We start from the raw sequence: 20,075 nt of genomic DNA on the forward strand, positions 1-20,075 counted from the left end.
TTATTTAGCATTCGTTGGTACGCAATCATTCACGCATTATCACCAGCGGGAGATCAGGCTCAGCCTGATGCTCGTCGATGACATATTCCCATTGACTGCTGCCCTCTTCGCTCTCCGACAAGCGCTGGAAACCCAGCGATGCATAGTGATCACTCACTAAGCCATTTTTTTTGCTCGGTACATATCTCCCGACCAATCTTTGGAGATTGCGCGCTTTCGCATGACGAACGAGTTCAGCAAACATTGCCTGTTCCATCTTGCGTTTGAACACACGACAGCTCATCAGCCATAAATCGATCGTGAGCGTGCTTTCTTGTTCAGCGCCGACAATCACAGAAACAATGCCGTTATCGCCAAACTTGTCACGCAATCGGCCATACAATGAAAGGTGTCGCGGAGAGTGCATGACAGACGTCATTTCCTGCGCGCTATACCGTTGAGTCGTGAGGTTAAACTGGTTGGTTTTATTCGTGAGTTGAGTGATGCGAGGCAATGCCACCTCATCAAATGGCGCGATCATTGCGTGCATGTCTAACGAGCGCAGGTAGTCGTCATAGTTTTCAAACTCACGCTGCAACTGCTGACGCTCTTGATTGTGCGCATACATGGCCGCTCGCGTAACATCTTCTGGATTAAGGGATACCAGTTCAAACCAACCCGCCTTGTCCAAAGCCGTGATGTATTGCGTAACATCTTGCCCAATGTTGGGCACAGCAACCGATGAAAGATTACTCGCCACGAGCGCCCGCTCACTGGCGTTATCATCAAGGAAAACAAGGGCGTCGAGACCGATGTTAAGTGACTCCGCAATCTGCTCAATATTTTGGTCTTTGTTTTCCCAATTAGCTTTGAATTCGCTGAAGTCAGAGAGCGTGAGTATTGAATCGGGATGCGAGAACCCTTGTTTCGCGTTCTCAATGTCATTTTTGCTGCATACCGTCAAAAGTACACCGCGCTGATGAAGCGCTTTCAAGTACTGTTGTAATTCGGTGTAGGCTTCGGCCTCTGCACTTTCATGGCCGATTTGAATGCCTTTTAAGCCATCATCACCAATCACACCGCCCCACAGCGTATTATCTAAATCACAGACGATGGCTTTCTTGCTCAATCCCACCACCGCGAGAATTTGATTAGCCACACTGTGCCCCAATTCAGGAAACGCATCGCTGCTCATTGCATATTTATAGGCAAACCACTGCGTTTTATTAAACCAACGCTCCAAGCCAAACCATGCAGAAAGATAATTGAGGTCATGCAGAATAAAATTGCCATCTAGCTCGGCGTATTCGGCAAATTTTGCATTCAATGCATTCGTGAAACGTGTTTTCCCCGTCACGGCAGACGCATCAATGTTTCCGAGCGGACGGGAAAAGGGTAATTCGAAATTGTTCTGAATAATGGTGGCTTGATACTTAACGTGTAACGCCTGCCAAACGGAATGAAAGTCATCAAAAGTATCCGCGATTTTCTCGCTAACGTCGGCGTCAAGGTCTGTCGGCACAGGCCATCTTGTTAGGTTCACGCTGCTGGTATGGAGATAAATAACTTGAGGGTTAAAAGCGTCAAGCGCGTCGTTATCAAATAAGGCTTCTTGATAGAATTGGTTGTAATCAGACTGATAGATTTCTACGTTCACCCCCCTATTCAGCAAAAATAGCTCAATGTAGTTAGCCACTTCGCTGGTCGTGGACCCGCCCAAGATCGCAACACGCAAAGGCGGCGCAGTCAGCGAGGCTTTCAACGTTCTACGGAGCTTCTTTTGACGACGTTGCAGCAATGCCACATCCAAGGGGTAAGCGATTTTTATGTTCGTCGTTTCAGTCATGTCTGTCCCCAATCACCAATGCTTGCCCCTCGCTTAAGCACGTGTTTTTCCCATCACCCAACGCAAGGTGTCCGCCACACCTGAAAGGGTCACGATGAACTGGTTCAACGAACGACTGTCCATCACCAAATTACGCTTCAACTTCAACGGGTGTTCTGTTCTTGCGTTCAGCCCTTCATCCAAGGTTGTCGCCGTTCTGATACCAAGTGCATTCAAATCCGGTAGATGCTCTGGTGACCAAATCCCACTCGGATAGCAAAAATGCGTCAGCGCTTTTGGCGAAGCAATCTGCGCGGTTAATACCTCTCGATTGGTTTGTATTTCGTGATGAATAGCGTCGCTATCTGTCGGCAGTGTGTGGGTATGTGTGTGCAGTTGAATGTTGGTGAGTGGTGAAGCCATCGCTGCATTCAACTCATTGTAATTGGCGTTGTGGAAGCGCTTTGTGTGTATCGCATCATCACTCACACCTAACGCACTCGCGACCGCCGACAAAAACGCTGTTTTTTGGTCATCGTCAAAAGACACCATTGCGGCTTCTACCGCTTTAACCATGTCAGACACATTTCCTGTGAACCCATAGTGTTGACCTTGAAATGCCACCTCAAACGCTTCTGTCGGTTTATGCCATAGCCAATATTGAAGCAAGACATTAACCACAGGGATCTGATGGTCACAGTAATAGGTCGTTACATAGACGGTCGAAGGAAACTGATACGCCTGAAATGTGGGCAAAAGTTCGGTAATACTGGAACGCCAACCATCATCTACTGTAATAACAACGGGGTATGTGAATTGTGCATCACCATTCAAATGACGCTCTGCATCGTCGAGACTGATGACATTGAAGTGAGAGTGTTGAAGATAGTCCAGCAACGCAATGAGCTTCTCTTTTGAGATGAAAACACCTGGCCAGAATTGATGTTCATCTTTCATCGACATCGAATGAAAGCAGAGGATGATCAACTTATCGCGATGGAAATATGAAAGCGCTCTGGCAATGCCAGTTCGAACAAAAAAGGCATATGCTGCCTCCCTCAACTTCCCCATTAGATCCCTCTCCAATAAACGTCCGCCAACTTAAAATTCGCTACCGCGAAATCGACAAAAATTGGCCTTACATGCATGAATTAAAGTATAGAAGCGTGTATCAAATTTGGATCAAACAATTGAAAAATGAGAGGAAACAGCGTGTCTTGTGAATACAAGACAAGAACCATTACCTAGAGGAAATAAGAAGTGATAAGACGAAAACACCTCGTATAGAGACAACTCAGGTAAAATTCTCTACAATACGCGCCCTCTCGGTGCGGGACGGAATTCCGCGCATAAGATGATTTTTAAACGGCATGTCAGGGCATTAAGTACATGCTGTTGTTACCCTCAAGGCAGGTTCAGATGGCCATTCGCGATAATATTTTTGCTGCGCCAATTGAAAAACTGGGCGATTTCACGTTCGATGAAAACGTGGCTGAAGTTTTTCCCGATATGATCCAACGTTCTGTACCCGGTTACAGCAACATCATATCCGCCATTGGTATGTTGGCTGAGCGCTACGCGTCTGACGGTTCAACCGTGTATGACCTTGGCTGCTCGCTAGGCGCGGCAACCCTTTCTATGCGTCGTCATATCAAAGCAGAGAACTGCAACATTGTGGCCGTTGATAACTCGCCAGCCATGGTGGAACGCTGCAAATTGCACGTGAATGCCTATCGCTCAGACACCAACGTTGAAGTGATTGAAGAAGATATTCGCAACGTCGATATTAAAAATGCATCGGTGGTTGTCCTAAACTTCACGCTGCAATTCTTGAATCCCGATGATCGCCTAACACTGCTGAAAAAGATTTACGCAGGCTTGAAACCGGGCGGCATTTTAATTTTGTCCGAGAAATACAGCTTCGCTGATGAAACTGCCCATGAATTGCTCATCGATTTACACCATGATTTCAAACGTGCAAATGGCTATAGCGAGCTAGAAATCAGCCAAAAGCGCAGTGCATTGGAAAACGTGATGAAGCCCGATACCATTGATTGCCACAAGCAACGCTTAAGCGATATTGGCTTTAGCAGCACCGCTGTGTGGTTCCAGTGCTTTAACTTCGGCTCGATGTTTGCGATCAAGTAAGCGGGAAGCTGATAGCCTAGGTCCTAGGTAAAAAAACTCGCTTCTCTCGACTAGCAAACAACATTTAATAAACACTTAACTGACAGACTAATAAGCCATGTTCGATTTTTCTGATTTTTACCAATTGATCGCTAAAAACCGCCTGCAATCATGGCTTAACGTACTACCCGCGCAGCTTTCTGAGTGGCAAGACCAACCGCACGGCGACATGCCGAAGTGGATGCGGGTGCTGAAAAAGATCCCAACCGATACCCCATCAACCGTGGCGCTTAAAGATTGCGTATCCATTGGCACTGAAAACGAATTGCCTGAAGGACAACGTGCAAAGCTCGAAAACTTACTGCGTACCTTCCATCCGTGGCGTAAAGGCCCCTATGACGTGCACGGGATTCAGATTGATACTGAATGGCGTTCAGACTGGAAGTGGGATCGCGTACTTCCCCATATTTCCCCGCTGAAAGGCCGTTATGTGCTGGATGTAGGGTGTGGAAATGGTTATCACATGTGGCGCATGCTTGGTGAGGGTGCAGAACTCACCGTCGGCATCGACCCATCAGAACTATTTTTGGTGCAGTTTGAAGCCATTCGGCGATTGATGGGCAACGACCAACGTGCGCACCTGCTGCCGCTTGGCATTGAACGTCTGCCAGAACTCAAAGCTTTTGACACTGTGTTCAGTATGGGTGTGCTATACCATCGCCGCTCGCCGCTTGATCATCTTATCCAGCTTAAGAATCAACTGGTGAAAAACGGTGAACTGGTATTGGAAACGCTGGTGATTGAAGGCGACGAAAATGCGGTACTAGTGCCGATTGATCGCTACGCGCAAATGCGCAACGTTTACTTCTTCCCGTCAGCAAAAGCGCTGAAGGTATGGTTAGAGAAAGTTGGCTTCGTTGATGTGCGCATTGTTGATGAGTGTGTTACGACCACCGACGAACAACGTTCCACCAATTGGATGACGCATAATTCACTGCCAGAATACTTGGACGCGAATGACCCGTCGAAAACAATAGAAGGCTACCCCGCACCTAAGCGCGCGATTTTAGTAGCAAAAAATCCTGACTAAGTCATGACAATGGACGCTTCTCGCGTCCTTTTTTTCAATGTAAACTAAGTGCCATTCATTCATACTGTTCATCACCCAGCACGGAGCTACCCATGCTAACACGCAGCGGATTGCTGATTTTTTTCACTGTTGTTCTCTCGGGCTGCAGCCTGACATCTCAAGAGCAGCATCAGCAAACATTGGACGCCATCAGCAACATCGATACTAATATCCAATCGGATATGACGACGTTGAATCAAAATGTTGCCTCTCAACAAGTACAAATCGCAACCCTTGAACAACAGCTACTCACCATGTCTGACACACTCAAAGTGCTAAGACAAACTCAAGCACGCGAAGCCGCTAACCGCCCAGAGCCACAAGTGGTGTACGTTGAGAAAGAAGTGCCGGTTCCAACCGCGCAAGACAAAACCATTTTGGGTGAAATGGAATGGGTATGGATTGATGCGGCAGGTGACAATTTCAAAGCGCGTGTCGATACAGGCGCTACCACGTCATCCATGAATGCCACTGACATTCAAGAATTCGAACGCGATGGGAAAACGTGGGTGCGTTTCAATTTAGCACACACCAAATCTGACCCAAATGATGCTGAGCCCGCCGTCGCCATTGAAGCCCAGGTCAAACGCTGGGTGAAAATCCGTCAAGCCTCTGCCGATGAATTAGAGCGTCGTCCCGTGGTTGAATTGCGAGTACGCCTCGGTGATTTACATGAAAAAGCACAATTTACGCTAGCTGACCGCTCCCAGATGGAGTTTCCGGTTTTGCTCGGCCGAGAATTTTTTAAAGACATTGCGATGGTTGACGTCAGTCAGTCATACGTTCATCCCGAGTTCGTCGCTGAAAAAAAATAATTCGCTGATGTAATTTCATCAGTTAAGCGAAAGAGGAAAACATGACTTCACGCGTCCCTTTTTATCTGTTGGTCAGCCTGCTTGTTATAGTGGGGATCGGCATGAGTATGTACCGTCACGATGTTTACGGTGTGCCTTGGACTGCCGGGCAAAAACACCAAGTTTGGGAAGTTGAAGCCCGCGTTGAATTTGAAGCGAAAGGCGATCCCGTTAAAGTGTCCTTGGCGACACCTGATACCCAAAACGGCTTTACTTTGATCAACGAGAACACCAGCTCTCCCGGTTATGGTTTTGCACTGGTCAATACCGAGAATGGTCGCCGCGCAGAATGGACCAAGCGCGAAGCAGCAGGCCAGCAAATCTTGTACTTCAAAAACCAAATGCTGGTTGATGACAATGCCAAATTCCCCAATGAGCCGCCGATTGGCAATGTTGTCCCTATCGCTCTCGATGGCCCATTAAAAACCGCAGCTGACGCTATTTTGACTGAAGCTCGACAACTTTCTGCAGATAACAGCACGCTCACACGCGAGCTCATCAAGCAATTTAACGACAACGAAAGCCAAAACGCCGCACTGCTGACCAAAGAGATGAGCAAAGCTGACGCGGTCGTGGCGATCTTGTCACTCGAAAACATCCATGCTCGCGTGGCGGGTGCATTACAACTGGAAGATGGTCGACGCCGCCAAAACATCATCCCGATGGTCGAAATTTGGGACGGTGAACACTGGCAGTTATTTAACCTTGAAACCGGCTCAAAAGATTTCACAAAAAATCTGCTGCTTTGGAATGAAAAAGGCACGCCACTGCTCGAAGTCACAGGTGGTACGAATAGTCAGGTCAGCTTCTCCATCATTTCTCAGGACATTAGCCCTAAACAAGCGACAGATGAAAAAATCCAAGCAGAAAGCCTGCTGAACTTTTCCATTCACAGTCTGCCGATTGAAGAACAGGCCATGTTCAAAACCATTATGCTCGTGCCTATTGGCGCGCTGATCGTGGTTTTGCTGCGCGTACTTGTTGGTCTCAAAACGTCGGGTACCTTCATGCCAGTGCTGATTGCCGTCGCTTTTGTGCAAACCCAATTGGTGCCCGGTATTGTTGGCTTCCTGCTCATTGTCGGAACAGGTTTAATCATTCGAAGTTATTTGTCGCGGCTTAACTTACTCCTCGTGGCAAGGATATCTGCGGTAATCATCACCGTGATTTTGATTATCGCCGTCTTCACGGTAGTCGCCTTTAAGATTGGGTTGGTAGAAGGTCTCAGCATCACCTTCTTCCCAATGATTATCCTGTCTTGGACTATCGAGCGAATGTCTATCATTTGGGAAGAAGAAGGCCCGAAAGAAGTCCTCGTGCAAGGTGGTGGTTCACTACTGACCGCGGTACTCGTTTACCTTGCTATGACCAATGACTTTGTTCGCCACATTACGTTTAACTTCATCGGCATTCAGCTCGTGATTCTGGCTGTTATCTTGATGTTGGGTAACTACACCGGTTATCGCCTCAGCGAATTGAAGCGTTTTAAGCCACTCGTGAAGGACTAAGCGCATGTTGGGATTGTTAAAAAAATACACCTCGCCGTTTAAGCTAAACCGCGCCGGCATTATGGGTATGAACCGTCGTAACATCAGTTACATCGGCCGCTATAATCAGCGCAGGCTTTTTCCCTTGGTGGATAACAAACTCAAAACCAAGCACCTCGCCCAGCAATCAGGGGCGACAGTACCTGAATTAATTGGTGTGCTTAGTGAACAGCACAGCGTTCCTTCCATTCATAAAATGGTCGAAAACTGGCCGGGCTTTGTTATCAAGCCCGCACAAGGCTCAGGCGGTAAAGGTATCTTGGTCGTCACCTCTAACAAAGACGGTGTTTACAAGAAACCGTCAGGTGCAGAGGTGAGCAAAAGCGAAGTCGAACGCCACATCACCAACACACTGGCAGGCTTGTTCTCGCTGGGTGGCAAAAACGACGTTGCCGTAGTGGAAAACCTGATCCAGTTCGATAATGTATTTGATGGCTTCAGCTTCGAGGGCGTGCCGGATATTCGCGTCATCGTGTTCAAAGGTTATCCCGTGATGGCCATGATGCGCCTTTCCACTTCAGCGTCTGACGGTAAAGCAAACCTTCACCAAGGCGCAGTGGGTGTCGGCATTGACATTGCGACAGGTAACGCCGTGCGCGCGGTGCAGTTTAACCGCCCCATTGAGCGCCACCCTGATACAGGTAGACCGCTCAGTGAGCTTAAAGTGCCCCACTGGGAGCAACTGCTCGTACTTGCTGCCAGTGCATGGGAAATGACAGGCCTTGGTTATATTGGCACCGATATGGTACTTGATAAAGAACAAGGCCCAATGGTCCTAGAGCTCAATGCGCGTCCAGGCTTGGCGATACAAATTGCCAATGGCTGCGGGTTGCTGCCAAGGTTGCGTCATATTGAACACCTTGGCACCTCTGCCACACCGCACACGCCAGAAGAGCGTGTCGACTATGCCAGAATGCATTTTGGAGACACACTCCAACAGAAATAAGTGAATCGGGCAAATGCCCGATTTTTTTTCAAGTCTCTCTGATACCCAAGCCACCGCAATTATATCTGTGTATTCACACATCAAGATCTTAAAACTAATTTCCCTTTACCCTCAACCATCGCGTTAAGTAAGCTAATTGCTCTCTAAATGTACAGAAACGTTAGGACGTAAGGACGCGTAATGGAAGCTAGTCAGCCTGTTTTTGATTTCGACAACGAACTCGATCGCACTGCCACCAGCAGCGATAAATGGGACAAATACAAAGGTCAGGATATGCTTCCTATGTGGGTCGCTGATAGCGACTTCCAATCACCACCTGCCGTTTTAGACGCCCTGCACGCACGCATCGCTCATGGTGTATTTGGTTATACCCATGCGCCAGAAAGGCTCACCGAGATCTTCGTTGCCCGCATGGCTGAACGCTATGATTGGCACATTCAGCCTGAATGGGTGGTGTATTTACCGGGTCTAGTTTGCGGCCTGAACATCGCAGCACGCGCCTTGACCGAGCAAGGGCAAACCATCATTAGCCCTAGCCCTATTTACCCGCCGTTTATCTCATCCGCCAAGCTAGCGGAACGCCCGCTGATCAAAGCACCTGTGTTATTAGAAAACGGCAGATGGTTACCAGACCTGCTGGGCGTATCGAATCAGCTAACAGACAAAGGCGGACTGCTGCAAATGTGTAATCCGCTTAATCCCGGCGGCACGGTTTATCGACGTGACGAGCTCGAAGCAACGCTGGCTTTTGCGGAAAACCATAACCTGCTCGTCTGCTCTGATGAAATTCACTGCGACCTGATTTTGGACAACGAACACAAACACATTCCTTTCGCCAGCTTAAGTGACAGTGCAGCACAACGCAGTGTGACGCTAATGGCGCCGAGCAAAACCTTCAACATCGCCGGACTGGGAGCGTCCATCGCCATCATTCCTAACGCTGACATTCGGGCGCGCTTTAACAACGTAAAACGCGGTATTGTACCGGGTGTGAGCCTTCTTGCCTTTACCGCCGCAGAAGCCGCTTATGAACATGGAGAACCATGGTTACAAGCACAACTGGCATATTTGGCAGGGCACCGAGACTATCTGATGCGAGAAATTAATGCCCTCCCCGGCTTAAAGCTAGAGCACATTGAAGCCACCTATTTAGCGTGGATTGATTGCAGCCAATTACCCGTTGATAACCCATTTCGTTTCTTTGAACTAGCCGGCGTTGGCTTATCACCAGGGTTAGATTTTGGTAATCGACAATTTGTCAGGCTGAATTTCGGCTGCACGCGCAAAACGTTGGAAGAAGCGGTACGCAGAATGAAAGCCGCGATTGAAGCGCTCTGATAGGCGATCTAACCCAACGGACAGTAGCAAAGACAACCCAAAAACAGTACCGATTCGGTGCTGTTTTGGGTTGCCTAAAAAGCAATAGCCGCGTGAAAGTTAACGTCTTCTCATGCTGATTGTTTTGTCCTTGGGTTCTTAGTTCGTTTCAGCGACAGTCCGTCACGAATGTTCAAACCAATCATAGTCAGGTTGATGGCACCGCCGACTAACTCAATGGCTTGTACCGCCCAAAAGTAACCATCAAATTCCAGCGAAACGGCTTTAAAGTACAAAAACACGGCAGAGGGAAGCATCACAAGTAGACCGTTGGCTGCCGCGATTTTCATACGGCCTTGCTTAGCACCAATCACGCCTTTGCCTTTTGACGGATAAAGCTTATTGCCGCTCACTCCAGTCAACATCATTGATAGGATCAACAAAGGGATGCACCATAAAATCGCCTGCTTTACTGCCACTATGTGGTGCTGCACACCAGAGAGTTCGGCAAACAGCGTCGATGTAAAAAAGCTCGCAACCGTCAAAAACGCCAAAGCGCCTGCCGTGCGGTGGATTAACACTAATGTTTGCCGATTCATCTCACTGTCCTCTTATCGTTTAGTGCGAAACCCGCGATGACAGCTTTTGCAGCTGCGATCTGCGGCCTTAAATGCTTTTTTCAACGCTTTAACATCCTGTGCTTCAGCCGCTGAAGCCATGTCAGCAAACTGCATATCGAGCGTTGAGAGGTCTTGTTCGAACTTATCCCACTTGTTCCAAACCGTTGTACGACTTCGGCTACCTACATCACTTCCTTCAGGAAACAGCGCAGGCAATGTCGCTATCGTTTCGCTATTTTTCAGCGCCAACGTTTTTATCTGCGCCCAATCCGAATCACTACCGTCTTCCATTTCTTTCATCGCTTGGAGATTGTCAGCGAATGACAGAAAACCTTTTTGTCGCTCATCGATTTGTTGTGAGAAGTCACCTGCCACTGCACTTGCCACCATCAATAGACTCGCAGAAATCAGTGCAACAGACGTGATTGGTTTACGCATTTCTTTACATCCTTTTTAGGCCGTAATGGCTTGTTTCAATTGGAGTGTTGATAAGCTCGATGAATGTGCATTAAATACGCAAAAAGGCTTCTAGCCTGGACACATACCCCCTATCATCTTCGTGCTTACTTAAAAGACAAAAACAATTTACATCACAATCATTGCATAAGCAACAATTGCAGTGTAAATTACTGTCAATCCACAATGATCGGATACAGAACATGAAGATATGGGATCTGCCTACCCGCCTTTATCACTGGCTACAGGCATTGCTGTTTACCCTTCTCGCCCTCAGCGGATTTTTCGGTAATGGACCGCATGAATTGTTTGGTCTCGCGTTAGCAACACTCTTGGCATGGCGTGTACTGTGGGGGTTCTTTGGTAGCGAAACCAGTCGATTCCGCCAGTTTGTGCGTTCGCCAAAAACCGTCATCAATTATCTAAATGGCGGTCACTCTCATCATGGTGTCGGTCATAACCCAGCAGGTGGTTGGATGGTGATAACGTTGTTGTCTCTGCTCCTCGCGCAATGTTTTGTTGGGTTATCGATGGGGGGATATTTTGATGCGTATATCCACGAAGACAGCCTGTTATATGACATGGATCTTCTGATTTCCGTCCATGCGACCTTGGCTTATTTGCTTTTAGCTTGCGTCGCACTTCATCTCTTGGCGATAGTCATCTATAACTTACGCGGCAAGCCTTTAGTGAAAGCGATGCTCACAGGTAAGCAACCAGCACTGACTAACACCTTGAGTGTGTTTTTTCGTTCCAATATACGTGCTGGTATACTACTTGCCAGTATCGGTGGATTGATCAGTGTTTTTCTGTACCCAGCATTTGCATAGCAAACAACGTCGACGTATGGCACTAAAAGAGAATAACGATGAGCGAATTTAATCGCCAGAACAGCTTTGGCTGGCTGATAAATGTAGTAGCGGGACAAGCTGAAAAGGAGCTAGATGCAGCCTTAAAAGAACATGGGCTGACTGTGGCACTGTGGCCAACATTGATGTGTCTGTGGGAAGAAGAAGGTGTTACCCAACGGCAGATCGCGAAAAAGGCCAAAGTAGAAAGCTCCACCACCACACGCACGTTAGATAAGCTTGAAAAGCTGGGGTTAGTCGAGCGCCGTGCTGATCCGGAAAGCCGCCGTAACTACCGAATCTATCTCACTGATAAAGGCAGAGATTTACAAGCGGTCATCTCGCCATTGCCTTTAGCGGTAAACCAAGCAATGCTGGCTGATTTAAGCCCTAACGAAACCGAGCAACTAGTCTCTTTGCTGCGAAAGATCGTTGATAAAGTTGAGTATTGAGCAGTGTCAGTAACAAATACTGCGCCATCGCCTGCTACACTTCAGCTAGTGAAATCCCACTCAAAAGGAGTTTGTATGCTAGGCGAAAAACACTCACTGCTAAATGATTTTCCAGAACTTGAAGATCGCATAAACCAACTTGTCGAGTCGGATGCTACCTTTGCCACCGACAACAAAAAATACAACGCATTAGACAAAGAAATCCGCACTCTCGAACTGCAAGGCGCCCCAATTGGGGATGATGCGATGCATCAGCTAAAACATGAAAGATCAGTGATGAAAGATTCCCTCTACCAGCGTGTCACTCAATCAGACGGTTGATTCAATCACTTGCAGGAATATTGGCCTCTCTGGGTTAAATTTCGAGCCCATTGCGTTGAGATAGCAAGATAGGCCAATATTCCTGTAGATTTCATGATTACTTTTTAGCCATGTACAACTTAAGTGCTTTCGCCGATTCATAGACAAATGTCGCTATGCCACCTGCAGACGTTGAATTTGCATAATCTTCTAAAGGCGCACAAAAGTTTGACTTAAACTTTTCGATGGCATCTTCTGGGGAGTCGGCATAAATAACATCATCTTCAACTTCAAAGCCAATCTGTAAGAGCTGATCTTTTTCGCTGACAAAGGTGTCAGAGCCCATATCTGTATAGGTGAACTCTTTACGATTTGATTCTGGTTTACAAAAGAACTGATACTTTGGCATCGTTTTTTCCCTACCCATTATTATAACCAAACACCAATAAACCATACCGACCTCACTTATAACACCTTGTTTCAAAAAGACTCCGGCATGGTTCACATTTTAATCATTGCGCTTATCAATCGTTGTAGGCAGGGTTAGCAGCCTGCATTGTCTAAATGTCAGCGCCAGCCTTTCAACGTCGACTGTCAACAAAGATTACATGTCCGCATCAAAATGAAAAATTGCCCGCTTTTAGGCTAACTATCCCAACGAAGGAAGGACACAACGGCTAAGCTGTGTGGAAGTTATTTGCAGTATATCGTCAGTCAGTGGCGGCCTAAATGGAGCAGACAATGCTGTTAACGAGTGACCAACTTGTCGAGAGTGCCAAAACACACATCAAGGAAATTTCGTCAGGTACCCTGCTGAAACTCCTCAACGATGTCGTTGTGATTGATGTGCGTGAGAAAGAGGAATGCAAAAGCGGCTTGATTCCCAACGCCTACAACATTCCTCGTGGCGTACTAGAAATGAACGTACAACAATATCTTCATCAGAAAATGGGAAAAGAGGACATTATTCACACCGCTGTCGTGCTCTATTGCCACTCTGGCGCACGCTCAGCACTTGCGACACAGTCCTTACAGGCGATGGGTTTTACGCATGTGCAGTCGTTGGAAGGGGGAATGGCTGGCTGGATAAAAGCGAACTACCCATTGGATGGCGAATAATCTAATGGCGTAACGATGACAGTTGGATAAATGCATAAGCGTGCTATGTCAACGATGTTCGAAAAATAGCACGCCTTACCTGAATTCAGCCTTAGCCAGCTTGTTCTAGTGGTGGTTCATCATGCACTGCCGGCGTTTCTTCATCTACGGAGGTATCTAAGAAGATAGCGGTGGGATCAAGGATCAAGCTATGAGATTGTTTGTGCTTGATCAGCCCGCGCATCAGTTTTTTGGTTTGCGCGTCCACGTCAAAGCCGACTTTCACCAACTCTTCCAGTGGTTGTATATCGGTTTCAACCACTGACACATTGTCTTCCACTTTATCTACAAGTAAACCAATGCTCGGCGTCGTACCATCTTTAGTGGTGAACACGATGATGGGTTTATAGTCCAGTGTTAGTTGTTCTCGTGCAGATTCAAACAAGCGGATCAGGCGAGCATACGTTGAGCGTTCTTCTCGTCTGTAGGCGTCTTTCGCGTCTTGTTGTTTGCCTGCTTTTAGCATGTCCAACACTTCATCGGCCAACTCATGGAGCTTGCGATGTGGGTCATCGAATTTCGCCAAGATCTCCGCGAACTCTTCATTTTCTGGCTTATAAGTATCGTACCAGCGGCCAAACGCGCATTTGTGTGGGTCTCGAGCTTTGGTAAATGGCACGCCTTCATGGATAGTCAGTTGCAAATCACGCAGCCAATCCACATGGTCTTGTTCGCGAGCAGAGAGTAACGCAATCAGATCGTTGTTGGTGTCTTTGGTCGCCACGCGGTTTAGGATCAAACCCAAGTCAAAAATGGGAACAGGTTTACCCATAAAATCCTTGATACCAAGAAAGCTCTCGCGGTCATTAGGAAGTTGAGTGAGGTTCTCTTCATATTGCTCGGTCAGGAGAATGTCCAAGATTTTGAGTGCGACGGTCTTTTGTCCCACTTTGAAATTGATAAAATCCATGTGCCTAGATTCCTTAGTTACCCATCTGAATAAGCATAGTCAAATGCGCACATAACGTTTTATTTATAAGACAAAAGTTTCCTGAAATGAGTAGACAAAAAAATACGCTCCCGAAGGTGCGTATTCATCAATTTCAACACTGAGCATGACCGCAGATTGCGATTATTCAGAAAGGTCCAACTCGTTATGGATCAATACCACACATTGAGAGGCGAAGATCATTTTTGGCCCAAGGCTGATCTTCTCTGCACCAAGGCGTTTTAAGCTGTTAAAGCTTTTCTTCGGCATAGGCAGGTGATCGGTTAGCAAGAAGCAGCAGTTCGCAGGAAACGTTTGTTCACGAATAGGCGTGCCTTTTTTGTCCATCATGAACAATTGATATTCTTCTGATAGTTCTTGTACCAGCTTTTCAAAGCTGACAGTACGAACAGAGATACCTGGCTCAACGTCTCGTTCTTGTTCTTTACCCATGCCTTTCGAAGCATCTAACGCTCTGGCGACTTTGGCCAATAACGCTTGCTCATGAAATCCGCCAACGTTGGTCAGTTCATTCGCGTTAAAACGAATTGTTCGTGAGTAATCTTGCGTCTTTTCCAGCACCAGATACACGACCACATCTTCACGGTGAGATTGCGCCACAAAGATAGCGTTCATTAAGGTGTGAGCCAAAATCTCGGTATGAGCTTCCTGGCCGACCGATGCCAGCACTTGCTGACTATCCACAGAAGTAGATCGGGCTCGTAATACAAAAGCACGCATAGATGAAGTTCCTAATGAGTTAAACGGCGCACCTTCTTTAAAACGAACGGAGCGGCGATTCATGGTCATAGATTTAAGCGCGGCATTATCACAGTTTTACTCAGGTATGTAACTCTCTAATCACCGCTTGATACGAGGCTGCTAGACGATTTGCTTTGCCAAGGTTTGGTAGCCATTAAAAATCCGTGACCCCGTGGTGAACCAACACATGGCACCAAACACACAGGCAATTTCCATAAAATGTGCAGGGAACACACACATCAGGATAAAGCACAAAATAGTCTCAGACCCTTCGGTTAATCCTGTCATGTAATAGAGCGATTTGTTTTTGTAGACGGGATCGTCGATGCCCTGTTTGTTCGCCATAATGGCAAACGCTAAGAAGCTACTTCCTGTGCCAATGAAGGAGAAAATCAAAAATGCGCCTGCGATGGCATTTTGGTCAGGGTTGGCCAGCACAAAGCCAAACGGTACCAGCGAATAGAACAGAAAATCGAGACTGATATCGAGAAAACCGCCTGCGTCAGTCACCCCTTGAATGCGCGCTATTGCGCCATCTAGCCCATCCATAACACGGTTAATTACAATGAACAGCAAAGCCAACGCATAGTTTTCAAACGCTAAAGCCGGCAACGCCATGGCGCCAATTGCAAAACCCGTGACTGTGGTTTGATTGGCGCTGATGTCCCACTTATCGGCCCACTCTGCGGCTCGCGATAACGGCCAACGCACCGCTTTAATTCCGATGCTATCAAGCATAAACGTGTTCCTCTTGCGCGGCATTCCAAGGCCAAGTGAGACGCTGACTGCCCGGAGGAATGTCAGCCATATCGTGTGTCACCATCAATGCAGGAATGTTCGCGTCTTTGAGTTGTTCAACCACCCAATCACGAAATTGGGTACGCAGGTCTTTGTCGAGCTTGCTGAAAGGTTCATCCAGCAACGCTATTTTGGGTTTAGCCAACAACATACGCGTTAAGCTAATGCGTGCTCGCTGACCGCCCGAGATCTGATCGGGAAATGAATCTGCCAATGTGGTGAGGGCGATATTTTTCAGTGCTTGCATCGCACGTTCTTTTCGCTCCGCGCTTTTAATGGCATCAGGCAATGCAAACGCCAGGTTTTCCCACACACTCAAGTGGGGAAACAACAAGTCATCTTGAAATAAAATACCCACGTCACGCTTATGCGCTGGCATGTTATCTAGCGCCACGCCGTCTAAGGTGATGGTGCCTGAGTAACGAAATTCATCGGACAAATGCCCAGCAACCGCATCCAATAGGGTTGATTTACCACAACCACTGGGGCCCATCAGACAAAGGATATCCCCTTTTTTAACGCACATATTGAGCGACGAAAACAGCGTCTCGCCAGAGGCTTTACGAATGGCGAGGTTTTCGAGACAAATACTCATTCGGCAATAACCCTTTGATTGAAAGTCGACGATATTTGACCTGTAAGTGGCTGACAAATATCGCAAATGAGAAAAATAGCAGCGGCAATAACGCCTGCCAAATGGCATAGATCGCCGTAACACGTCGATCGAACCCGCTTGAGAGCGCCACCGCTTCTGTGGTCAAGGTGCTGATTCTACCCGCACCGAGTACCAGTGTAGGGAGGTATTGCGCGAGACTGACGCTGATCCCAATCGCCCACGCGAACACCATCGCAGGAAGTAGGATCGGCAGTTTCACATTCAACCAAACACGCAGCGGCGATTTACCCAGACTCAAAGCAACACGCGTAAAGCCTTCGTTGTAACTACGCCAAGGGCCATCTAACGACAAGTAAACATACGGGAAAGCGAAAAACACATGCGCCCAACACACCCACAAGAAATGCGCGTCAGCGCTGACGTACAAGGTCACAACCTGCATGCCAAACAAAATGGAAAGCTGAGGAATTAACATAGGAATAGCGATGATGTAGCCCGGTACCTGCAAGCGGTAACGCAGACGATATTCGTGAGCAAGCAATGCCATCACCAAGGCGGTGGTGGCTGAAATCAACGCGATCAGCATACTCTGCTCAATGGTGCCAACAATGGACGCCCATTCGAATTCCCAAAAACGCAGGCTGTATCGGCTTGGCAATAAATCAGGGAAGCGCCAACGTTGGGCAACGCTCCACAACAACATCAGCGGCATCATAGACACGAACATGACGAGTAATCCCAAGAATACGGTTTTACCCGGCAGGGCAAATCCACGTCGCCCTGCGTATTGCCACGACCTCAACCCCTTAGTGATTGACCACTCGATGAAACGCGCAAGGCCGATCAATATCAGGGAAATCACGAACAGCACGACAGCACCGGCGGATGCACGGGGGAGTAAGGTTAAATCCGGATCGTTAAACCATTGCCACACTAACACCGCAAAAGTGGGCGGATTGGTCGGCCCAATAATCAACGCCACATCAACCACAGACAGGCCATATGCCATGACCGCCAGCATTGGGAAACGCAGCTTGGTCAGCCATTGCGGCAGCACACACTTCCACCACGCTTGCGCGCGACTGTAGCCAAGGGATGCTGACACTTTTTCAATTTGGCTCACATTCACTTGCTGCAAAATCGAAATGCTCATCAACAATAAAAACGGCACTTCTTTCAACGCCAACATCAGGATCATGCCGAGCGCATGCGGGTCGTTGATCACCAGCGCGAGATCAGCCACGCCCTGCGCCGCGGAATCATAGGCAAACCATTCATGCAGTAAGCGCGTTCCCATCCCTGTTGGCGCGAACAAGAAAGCAAAACCAATCGCAAACGCCACATGAGGAACCGCAAGTAATGGCGATAACGAAACTTCAACTTTGCGCCAAAACGCAGTGCCCCAACTGGCCTGCAAAACAGCAAAAGTGATCAAGCATGCTAGGTAGGTGCTCGCAACGGCGGAATACACCGTCATGCTGATGGAGCGCCACACACCTTGCCAATCAAACACCATGGCGAAGCCGTCCAACGACGGATAATGCATGCCCAGCGGCGGAATATAGCCGAGTGAAGACAAAGAGACGCCCACCAACCCAAACACGGTCGGCAGCACGCAACAAATGACGATAACTAAATAGAGCGCGCGTAACATCAAATCTAGCTTCCGTAACGTGTCAGCCACTCTTTCTCGATGGCGCTTTGCCAACTCGGGTGGGTTTCAGCAATAGATTTAAATGGCGTGTTCTCTTTGGCAGAGCCAGACAGGTACTCCGTTCTCAATACTGAGGGATCGCCCCAGATCTCAATGTTCCCTTTGCGTGATTGCGCTTCAGGGCAAAGTAAAAAGTTAGTCACTACTAACGCACCTGCTTTGGCATTCGCATTCCACGGCACAGCAAGGTAATGAATGTTCGACAAGGCGCCAGAATCAAACGCATAGGCGCGAGTCGATTCGGCTAAATTACCCGAGGCATGCGCAGCGTACACCGCATTTGGGTTAAAGGTGATGGCGAGATCGATTTGTCCATCATCCAGCAATTGGAAGGTTTCGGCTGTGCCTGCTGGGAACTGCTTGCCTCCGCGCCACGCGACTTGATGTAACGCGTCTAAGTACGTCCACAACGGTTTCGTGACCGACGCATAATCCGCCTCCGACACGGGTCGCTGCAAACGTTCATCACTGCTGGTCAATTCAATCAACAGCGATTTCAAAAAACTGGTGCCGTGAAACTCTGGCGGTCTTGGATACGTGATGCGGTTCGGGTGTGCTTGGGCGTAACTGAGCATTTCAGTGAATGAACGTGGTGGGTTAGTCAGTTCTTCCTCATCGTGAACAAACACTAACTGCCCCATGCCCCAAGGCGCTTCTAATCCTTCGGTAGGCTCGGAGAAATCGACGGTCACAGGCAAAGACTGGTCAACGAATGTCCAACTCGGCAGCTTGTCCACGAACGGGCCAAACAGTAATTGGCTGTCTTTCAGTGATTTAAAGTTTTCGCCGTTAATCCACATCAGGTCGACACTGCCGCCTTGGGTTTTTCCCGCCGCTTTTTCGGCGATCAAACGTGTCGTGGTTTCGGTAATGTCCGCCACTTTTACGTGATGCAGCGTCACGCCATAACGGCGTTGCACTTCTTGCTTTGCCCAATGCAGGTAACGGTTTATTTCCTGATTTCCACCCCATGCGTGGAAATAGACGTGTTGCCCAACAGCGTCTTCTTCGATCTGTTGCCAGTTATCGAGATCAGTGGCGAAAGCGACACAAGAGGCAGTGAGCAATGCAATGGCAGAAATCAGTTTTTTCATCGAATTCGGTCTTATTTTCTTATTGGGTTTTCTGCATTTTATTGAAGGATATAAATGCAAAAATCGTCCCTTACGTGTAGCAAGGGACGACACAATATTCACTTCAGAAACTAGCGCAAGTTATTTCGCTAATTCTTCCATGTTAATGCCTTTTTTCTTAGCAATGTATTTCGGGATAAGTGACATACCGAACAACACCAAACCTGCACCTGCGAACTTAACTAGCAACATGGCTGATACGCCGTTCGTTGCGATGTCACCCGCCATGTAAGCGAAAATGAATGCGCCCGGCGCCATGGTGATCAGAGAAACCAGCGCGTAAGTACCAAGGTTTAAGCTAGTTAGGCCATAAGCGTAGTTTTGCAGACTGAATGGGAACACAGGAACAAGACGCGTCAGGATCAAAAAGCTTGCACCGTTTGTTGCTACACCATCATCAATTTTCTTGAAGATTGGGTTGTCACCAAACTTTTTCATGATGGTCTTACGCAACAAAAAGCGAGCAACTAAGAACGCAACCACAGCACCTAGCGTGGCAGAGAACAGCGCCAAAACGCCACCCTTGATAGGGCCAAACACGATGCCCGCAACAATGGTGAAAGCAC

The 20,075-nt window shown here is 47.9% G+C and carries 22 protein-coding genes; 10 read left to right on the plus strand and 12 right to left on the minus strand.

The window, feature by feature from the left end:
* Positions 1-25 precede the first annotated feature (25 nt).
* Positions 26-1,825: an HAD-IIIC family phosphatase gene (locus tag ACED36_RS10245; RefSeq protein WP_371733201.1), complete on the minus strand. Its 1,800-nt coding sequence runs from the start codon at positions 1,823-1,825 to the stop codon at positions 26-28.
* A 33-nt stretch (positions 1,826-1,858) separates the two neighbouring features.
* Positions 1,859-2,875: a polysaccharide deacetylase family protein gene (locus tag ACED36_RS10250; protein ID WP_017004169.1), complete on the minus strand. Its 1,017-nt coding sequence runs from the start codon at positions 2,873-2,875 to the stop codon at positions 1,859-1,861.
* Between the two features lie 348 nt (positions 2,876-3,223).
* On the opposite strand from ACED36_RS10250, the gene cmoA reads away from it, so the two are divergent.
* The 6 genes from cmoA to ACED36_RS10280 all read left to right on the plus strand — a co-directional run bounded on the left by cmoA (position 3,224) and on the right by ACED36_RS10280 (position 9,745).
* Positions 3,224-3,952, plus strand: a complete 729-nt coding sequence (cmoA, locus tag ACED36_RS10255) for a carboxy-S-adenosyl-L-methionine synthase CmoA (protein ID WP_016961259.1) — start codon at positions 3,224-3,226, stop codon at positions 3,950-3,952.
* A 97-nt stretch (positions 3,953-4,049) separates the two neighbouring features.
* A complete protein-coding gene (gene cmoB / locus ACED36_RS10260) occupies positions 4,050-5,021 on the plus strand; it encodes a tRNA 5-methoxyuridine(34)/uridine 5-oxyacetic acid(34) synthase CmoB (protein ID WP_016961258.1) in 972 nt (323 codons plus the stop codon).
* A 92-nt stretch (positions 5,022-5,113) separates the two neighbouring features.
* Positions 5,114-5,875, plus strand: a complete 762-nt coding sequence (locus tag ACED36_RS10265) for an ATP-dependent zinc protease (protein ID WP_371733202.1) — start codon at positions 5,114-5,116, stop codon at positions 5,873-5,875.
* Between the two features lie 41 nt (positions 5,876-5,916).
* A complete protein-coding gene (locus ACED36_RS10270) occupies positions 5,917-7,422 on the plus strand; it encodes an inactive transglutaminase family protein (protein ID WP_016961256.1) in 1,506 nt (501 codons plus the stop codon).
* 4 nt (positions 7,423-7,426) lie between these two features.
* The gene (locus tag ACED36_RS10275) at positions 7,427-8,407 is read left to right on the plus strand and encodes an alpha-L-glutamate ligase-like protein (protein ID WP_017004171.1); all 981 of its coding nucleotides are present in this window, start codon (positions 7,427-7,429) and stop codon (positions 8,405-8,407) included.
* Positions 8,408-8,587: 180 nt separating this feature from the next.
* Positions 8,588-9,745, plus strand: coding sequence for a MalY/PatB family protein (locus ACED36_RS10280; protein ID WP_371733203.1), 1,158 nt, complete (start codon positions 8,588-8,590; stop codon positions 9,743-9,745).
* Positions 9,746-9,855: 110 nt separating this feature from the next.
* Here ACED36_RS10280 and ACED36_RS10285 read toward each other — a convergent pair whose 3' ends face one another.
* On the minus strand, positions 9,856-10,323 hold the full coding sequence (locus ACED36_RS10285) for a hypothetical protein (RefSeq protein WP_017004173.1): 468 nt from the start codon (positions 10,321-10,323) through the stop codon (positions 9,856-9,858).
* Positions 10,324-10,335: 12 nt separating this feature from the next.
* On the minus strand, positions 10,336-10,782 hold the full coding sequence (locus tag ACED36_RS10290) for a cytochrome c (protein WP_017004174.1): 447 nt from the start codon (positions 10,780-10,782) through the stop codon (positions 10,336-10,338).
* Between the two features lie 221 nt (positions 10,783-11,003).
* On the opposite strand from ACED36_RS10290, the gene ACED36_RS10295 reads away from it, so the two are divergent.
* From ACED36_RS10295 to ACED36_RS10305, 3 genes are all read left to right on the plus strand, one after another.
* Entirely contained in the window at positions 11,004-11,630 is a 627-nt protein-coding gene (locus ACED36_RS10295) for a cytochrome b/b6 domain-containing protein (protein ID WP_016961251.1), read from the plus strand.
* Between the two features lie 38 nt (positions 11,631-11,668).
* The gene (locus tag ACED36_RS10300) at positions 11,669-12,100 is read left to right on the plus strand and encodes a MarR family winged helix-turn-helix transcriptional regulator (RefSeq protein WP_016961250.1); all 432 of its coding nucleotides are present in this window, start codon (positions 11,669-11,671) and stop codon (positions 12,098-12,100) included.
* A gap of 75 nt (positions 12,101-12,175) precedes the next feature.
* Complete coding sequence (locus tag ACED36_RS10305) at positions 12,176-12,421, plus strand: YdcH family protein (RefSeq protein WP_016961249.1); 246 nt, start codon at positions 12,176-12,178, stop codon at positions 12,419-12,421.
* Between the two features lie 97 nt (positions 12,422-12,518).
* On the opposite strand, the gene ACED36_RS10310 is transcribed toward ACED36_RS10305, so the two are convergent.
* Positions 12,519-12,809 carry a hypothetical protein gene (locus ACED36_RS10310; RefSeq protein ID WP_016961248.1) on the minus strand — a complete coding sequence of 97 codons (291 nt, stop codon included), beginning with the start codon at positions 12,807-12,809 and terminating at the stop codon, positions 12,519-12,521.
* A 332-nt stretch (positions 12,810-13,141) separates the two neighbouring features.
* Here ACED36_RS10310 and ACED36_RS10315 point away from each other — a divergent pair, with 332 nt between their 5' ends.
* Positions 13,142-13,519, plus strand: coding sequence for a rhodanese-like domain-containing protein (locus ACED36_RS10315; RefSeq protein ID WP_371733204.1), 378 nt, complete (start codon positions 13,142-13,144; stop codon positions 13,517-13,519).
* Between the two features lie 91 nt (positions 13,520-13,610).
* Here the strand turns inward: ACED36_RS10315 and ACED36_RS10320 are convergent, their stop codons facing one another.
* From ACED36_RS10320 to ACED36_RS10350, 7 genes are all read right to left on the minus strand, one after another.
* Positions 13,611-14,468, minus strand: coding sequence for a CZB domain-containing protein (locus ACED36_RS10320; protein WP_371733205.1), 858 nt, complete (start codon positions 14,466-14,468; stop codon positions 13,611-13,613).
* Positions 14,469-14,630: 162 nt separating this feature from the next.
* Positions 14,631-15,227, minus strand: a complete 597-nt coding sequence (gene trmY, locus ACED36_RS10325) for a tRNA (pseudouridine(54)-N(1))-methyltransferase TrmY (RefSeq protein WP_371733206.1) — start codon at positions 15,225-15,227, stop codon at positions 14,631-14,633.
* A gap of 141 nt (positions 15,228-15,368) precedes the next feature.
* On the minus strand, positions 15,369-15,986 hold the full coding sequence (locus tag ACED36_RS10330) for a CDP-alcohol phosphatidyltransferase family protein (protein ID WP_017004177.1): 618 nt from the start codon (positions 15,984-15,986) through the stop codon (positions 15,369-15,371).
* Complete coding sequence (locus ACED36_RS10335) at positions 15,979-16,641, minus strand: ATP-binding cassette domain-containing protein (protein ID WP_371733207.1); 663 nt, start codon at positions 16,639-16,641, stop codon at positions 15,979-15,981. Before ACED36_RS10335 ends, ACED36_RS10330 begins: the two co-directional genes overlap by 8 nt.
* Positions 16,607-18,316, minus strand: a complete 1,710-nt coding sequence (locus tag ACED36_RS10340; RefSeq protein ID WP_371733208.1) for an ABC transporter permease — start codon at positions 18,314-18,316, stop codon at positions 16,607-16,609. Before ACED36_RS10340 ends, ACED36_RS10335 begins: the two co-directional genes overlap by 35 nt.
* Positions 18,317-18,321: 5 nt before the next feature.
* Entirely contained in the window at positions 18,322-19,470 is a 1,149-nt protein-coding gene (locus tag ACED36_RS10345) for an ABC transporter substrate-binding protein (protein WP_017004180.1), read from the minus strand.
* A gap of 120 nt (positions 19,471-19,590) precedes the next feature.
* The coding region (locus ACED36_RS10350) for a TVP38/TMEM64 family protein (protein WP_371733209.1) at positions 19,591-20,075 on the minus strand (485 nt) is incomplete at its 5' end.

Source organism: Enterovibrio sp. FF113 (genome assembly GCF_041439165.1).
GTDB classification, from domain to species: domain Bacteria; phylum Pseudomonadota; class Gammaproteobacteria; order Enterobacterales; family Vibrionaceae; genus Enterovibrio; species Enterovibrio norvegicus_A.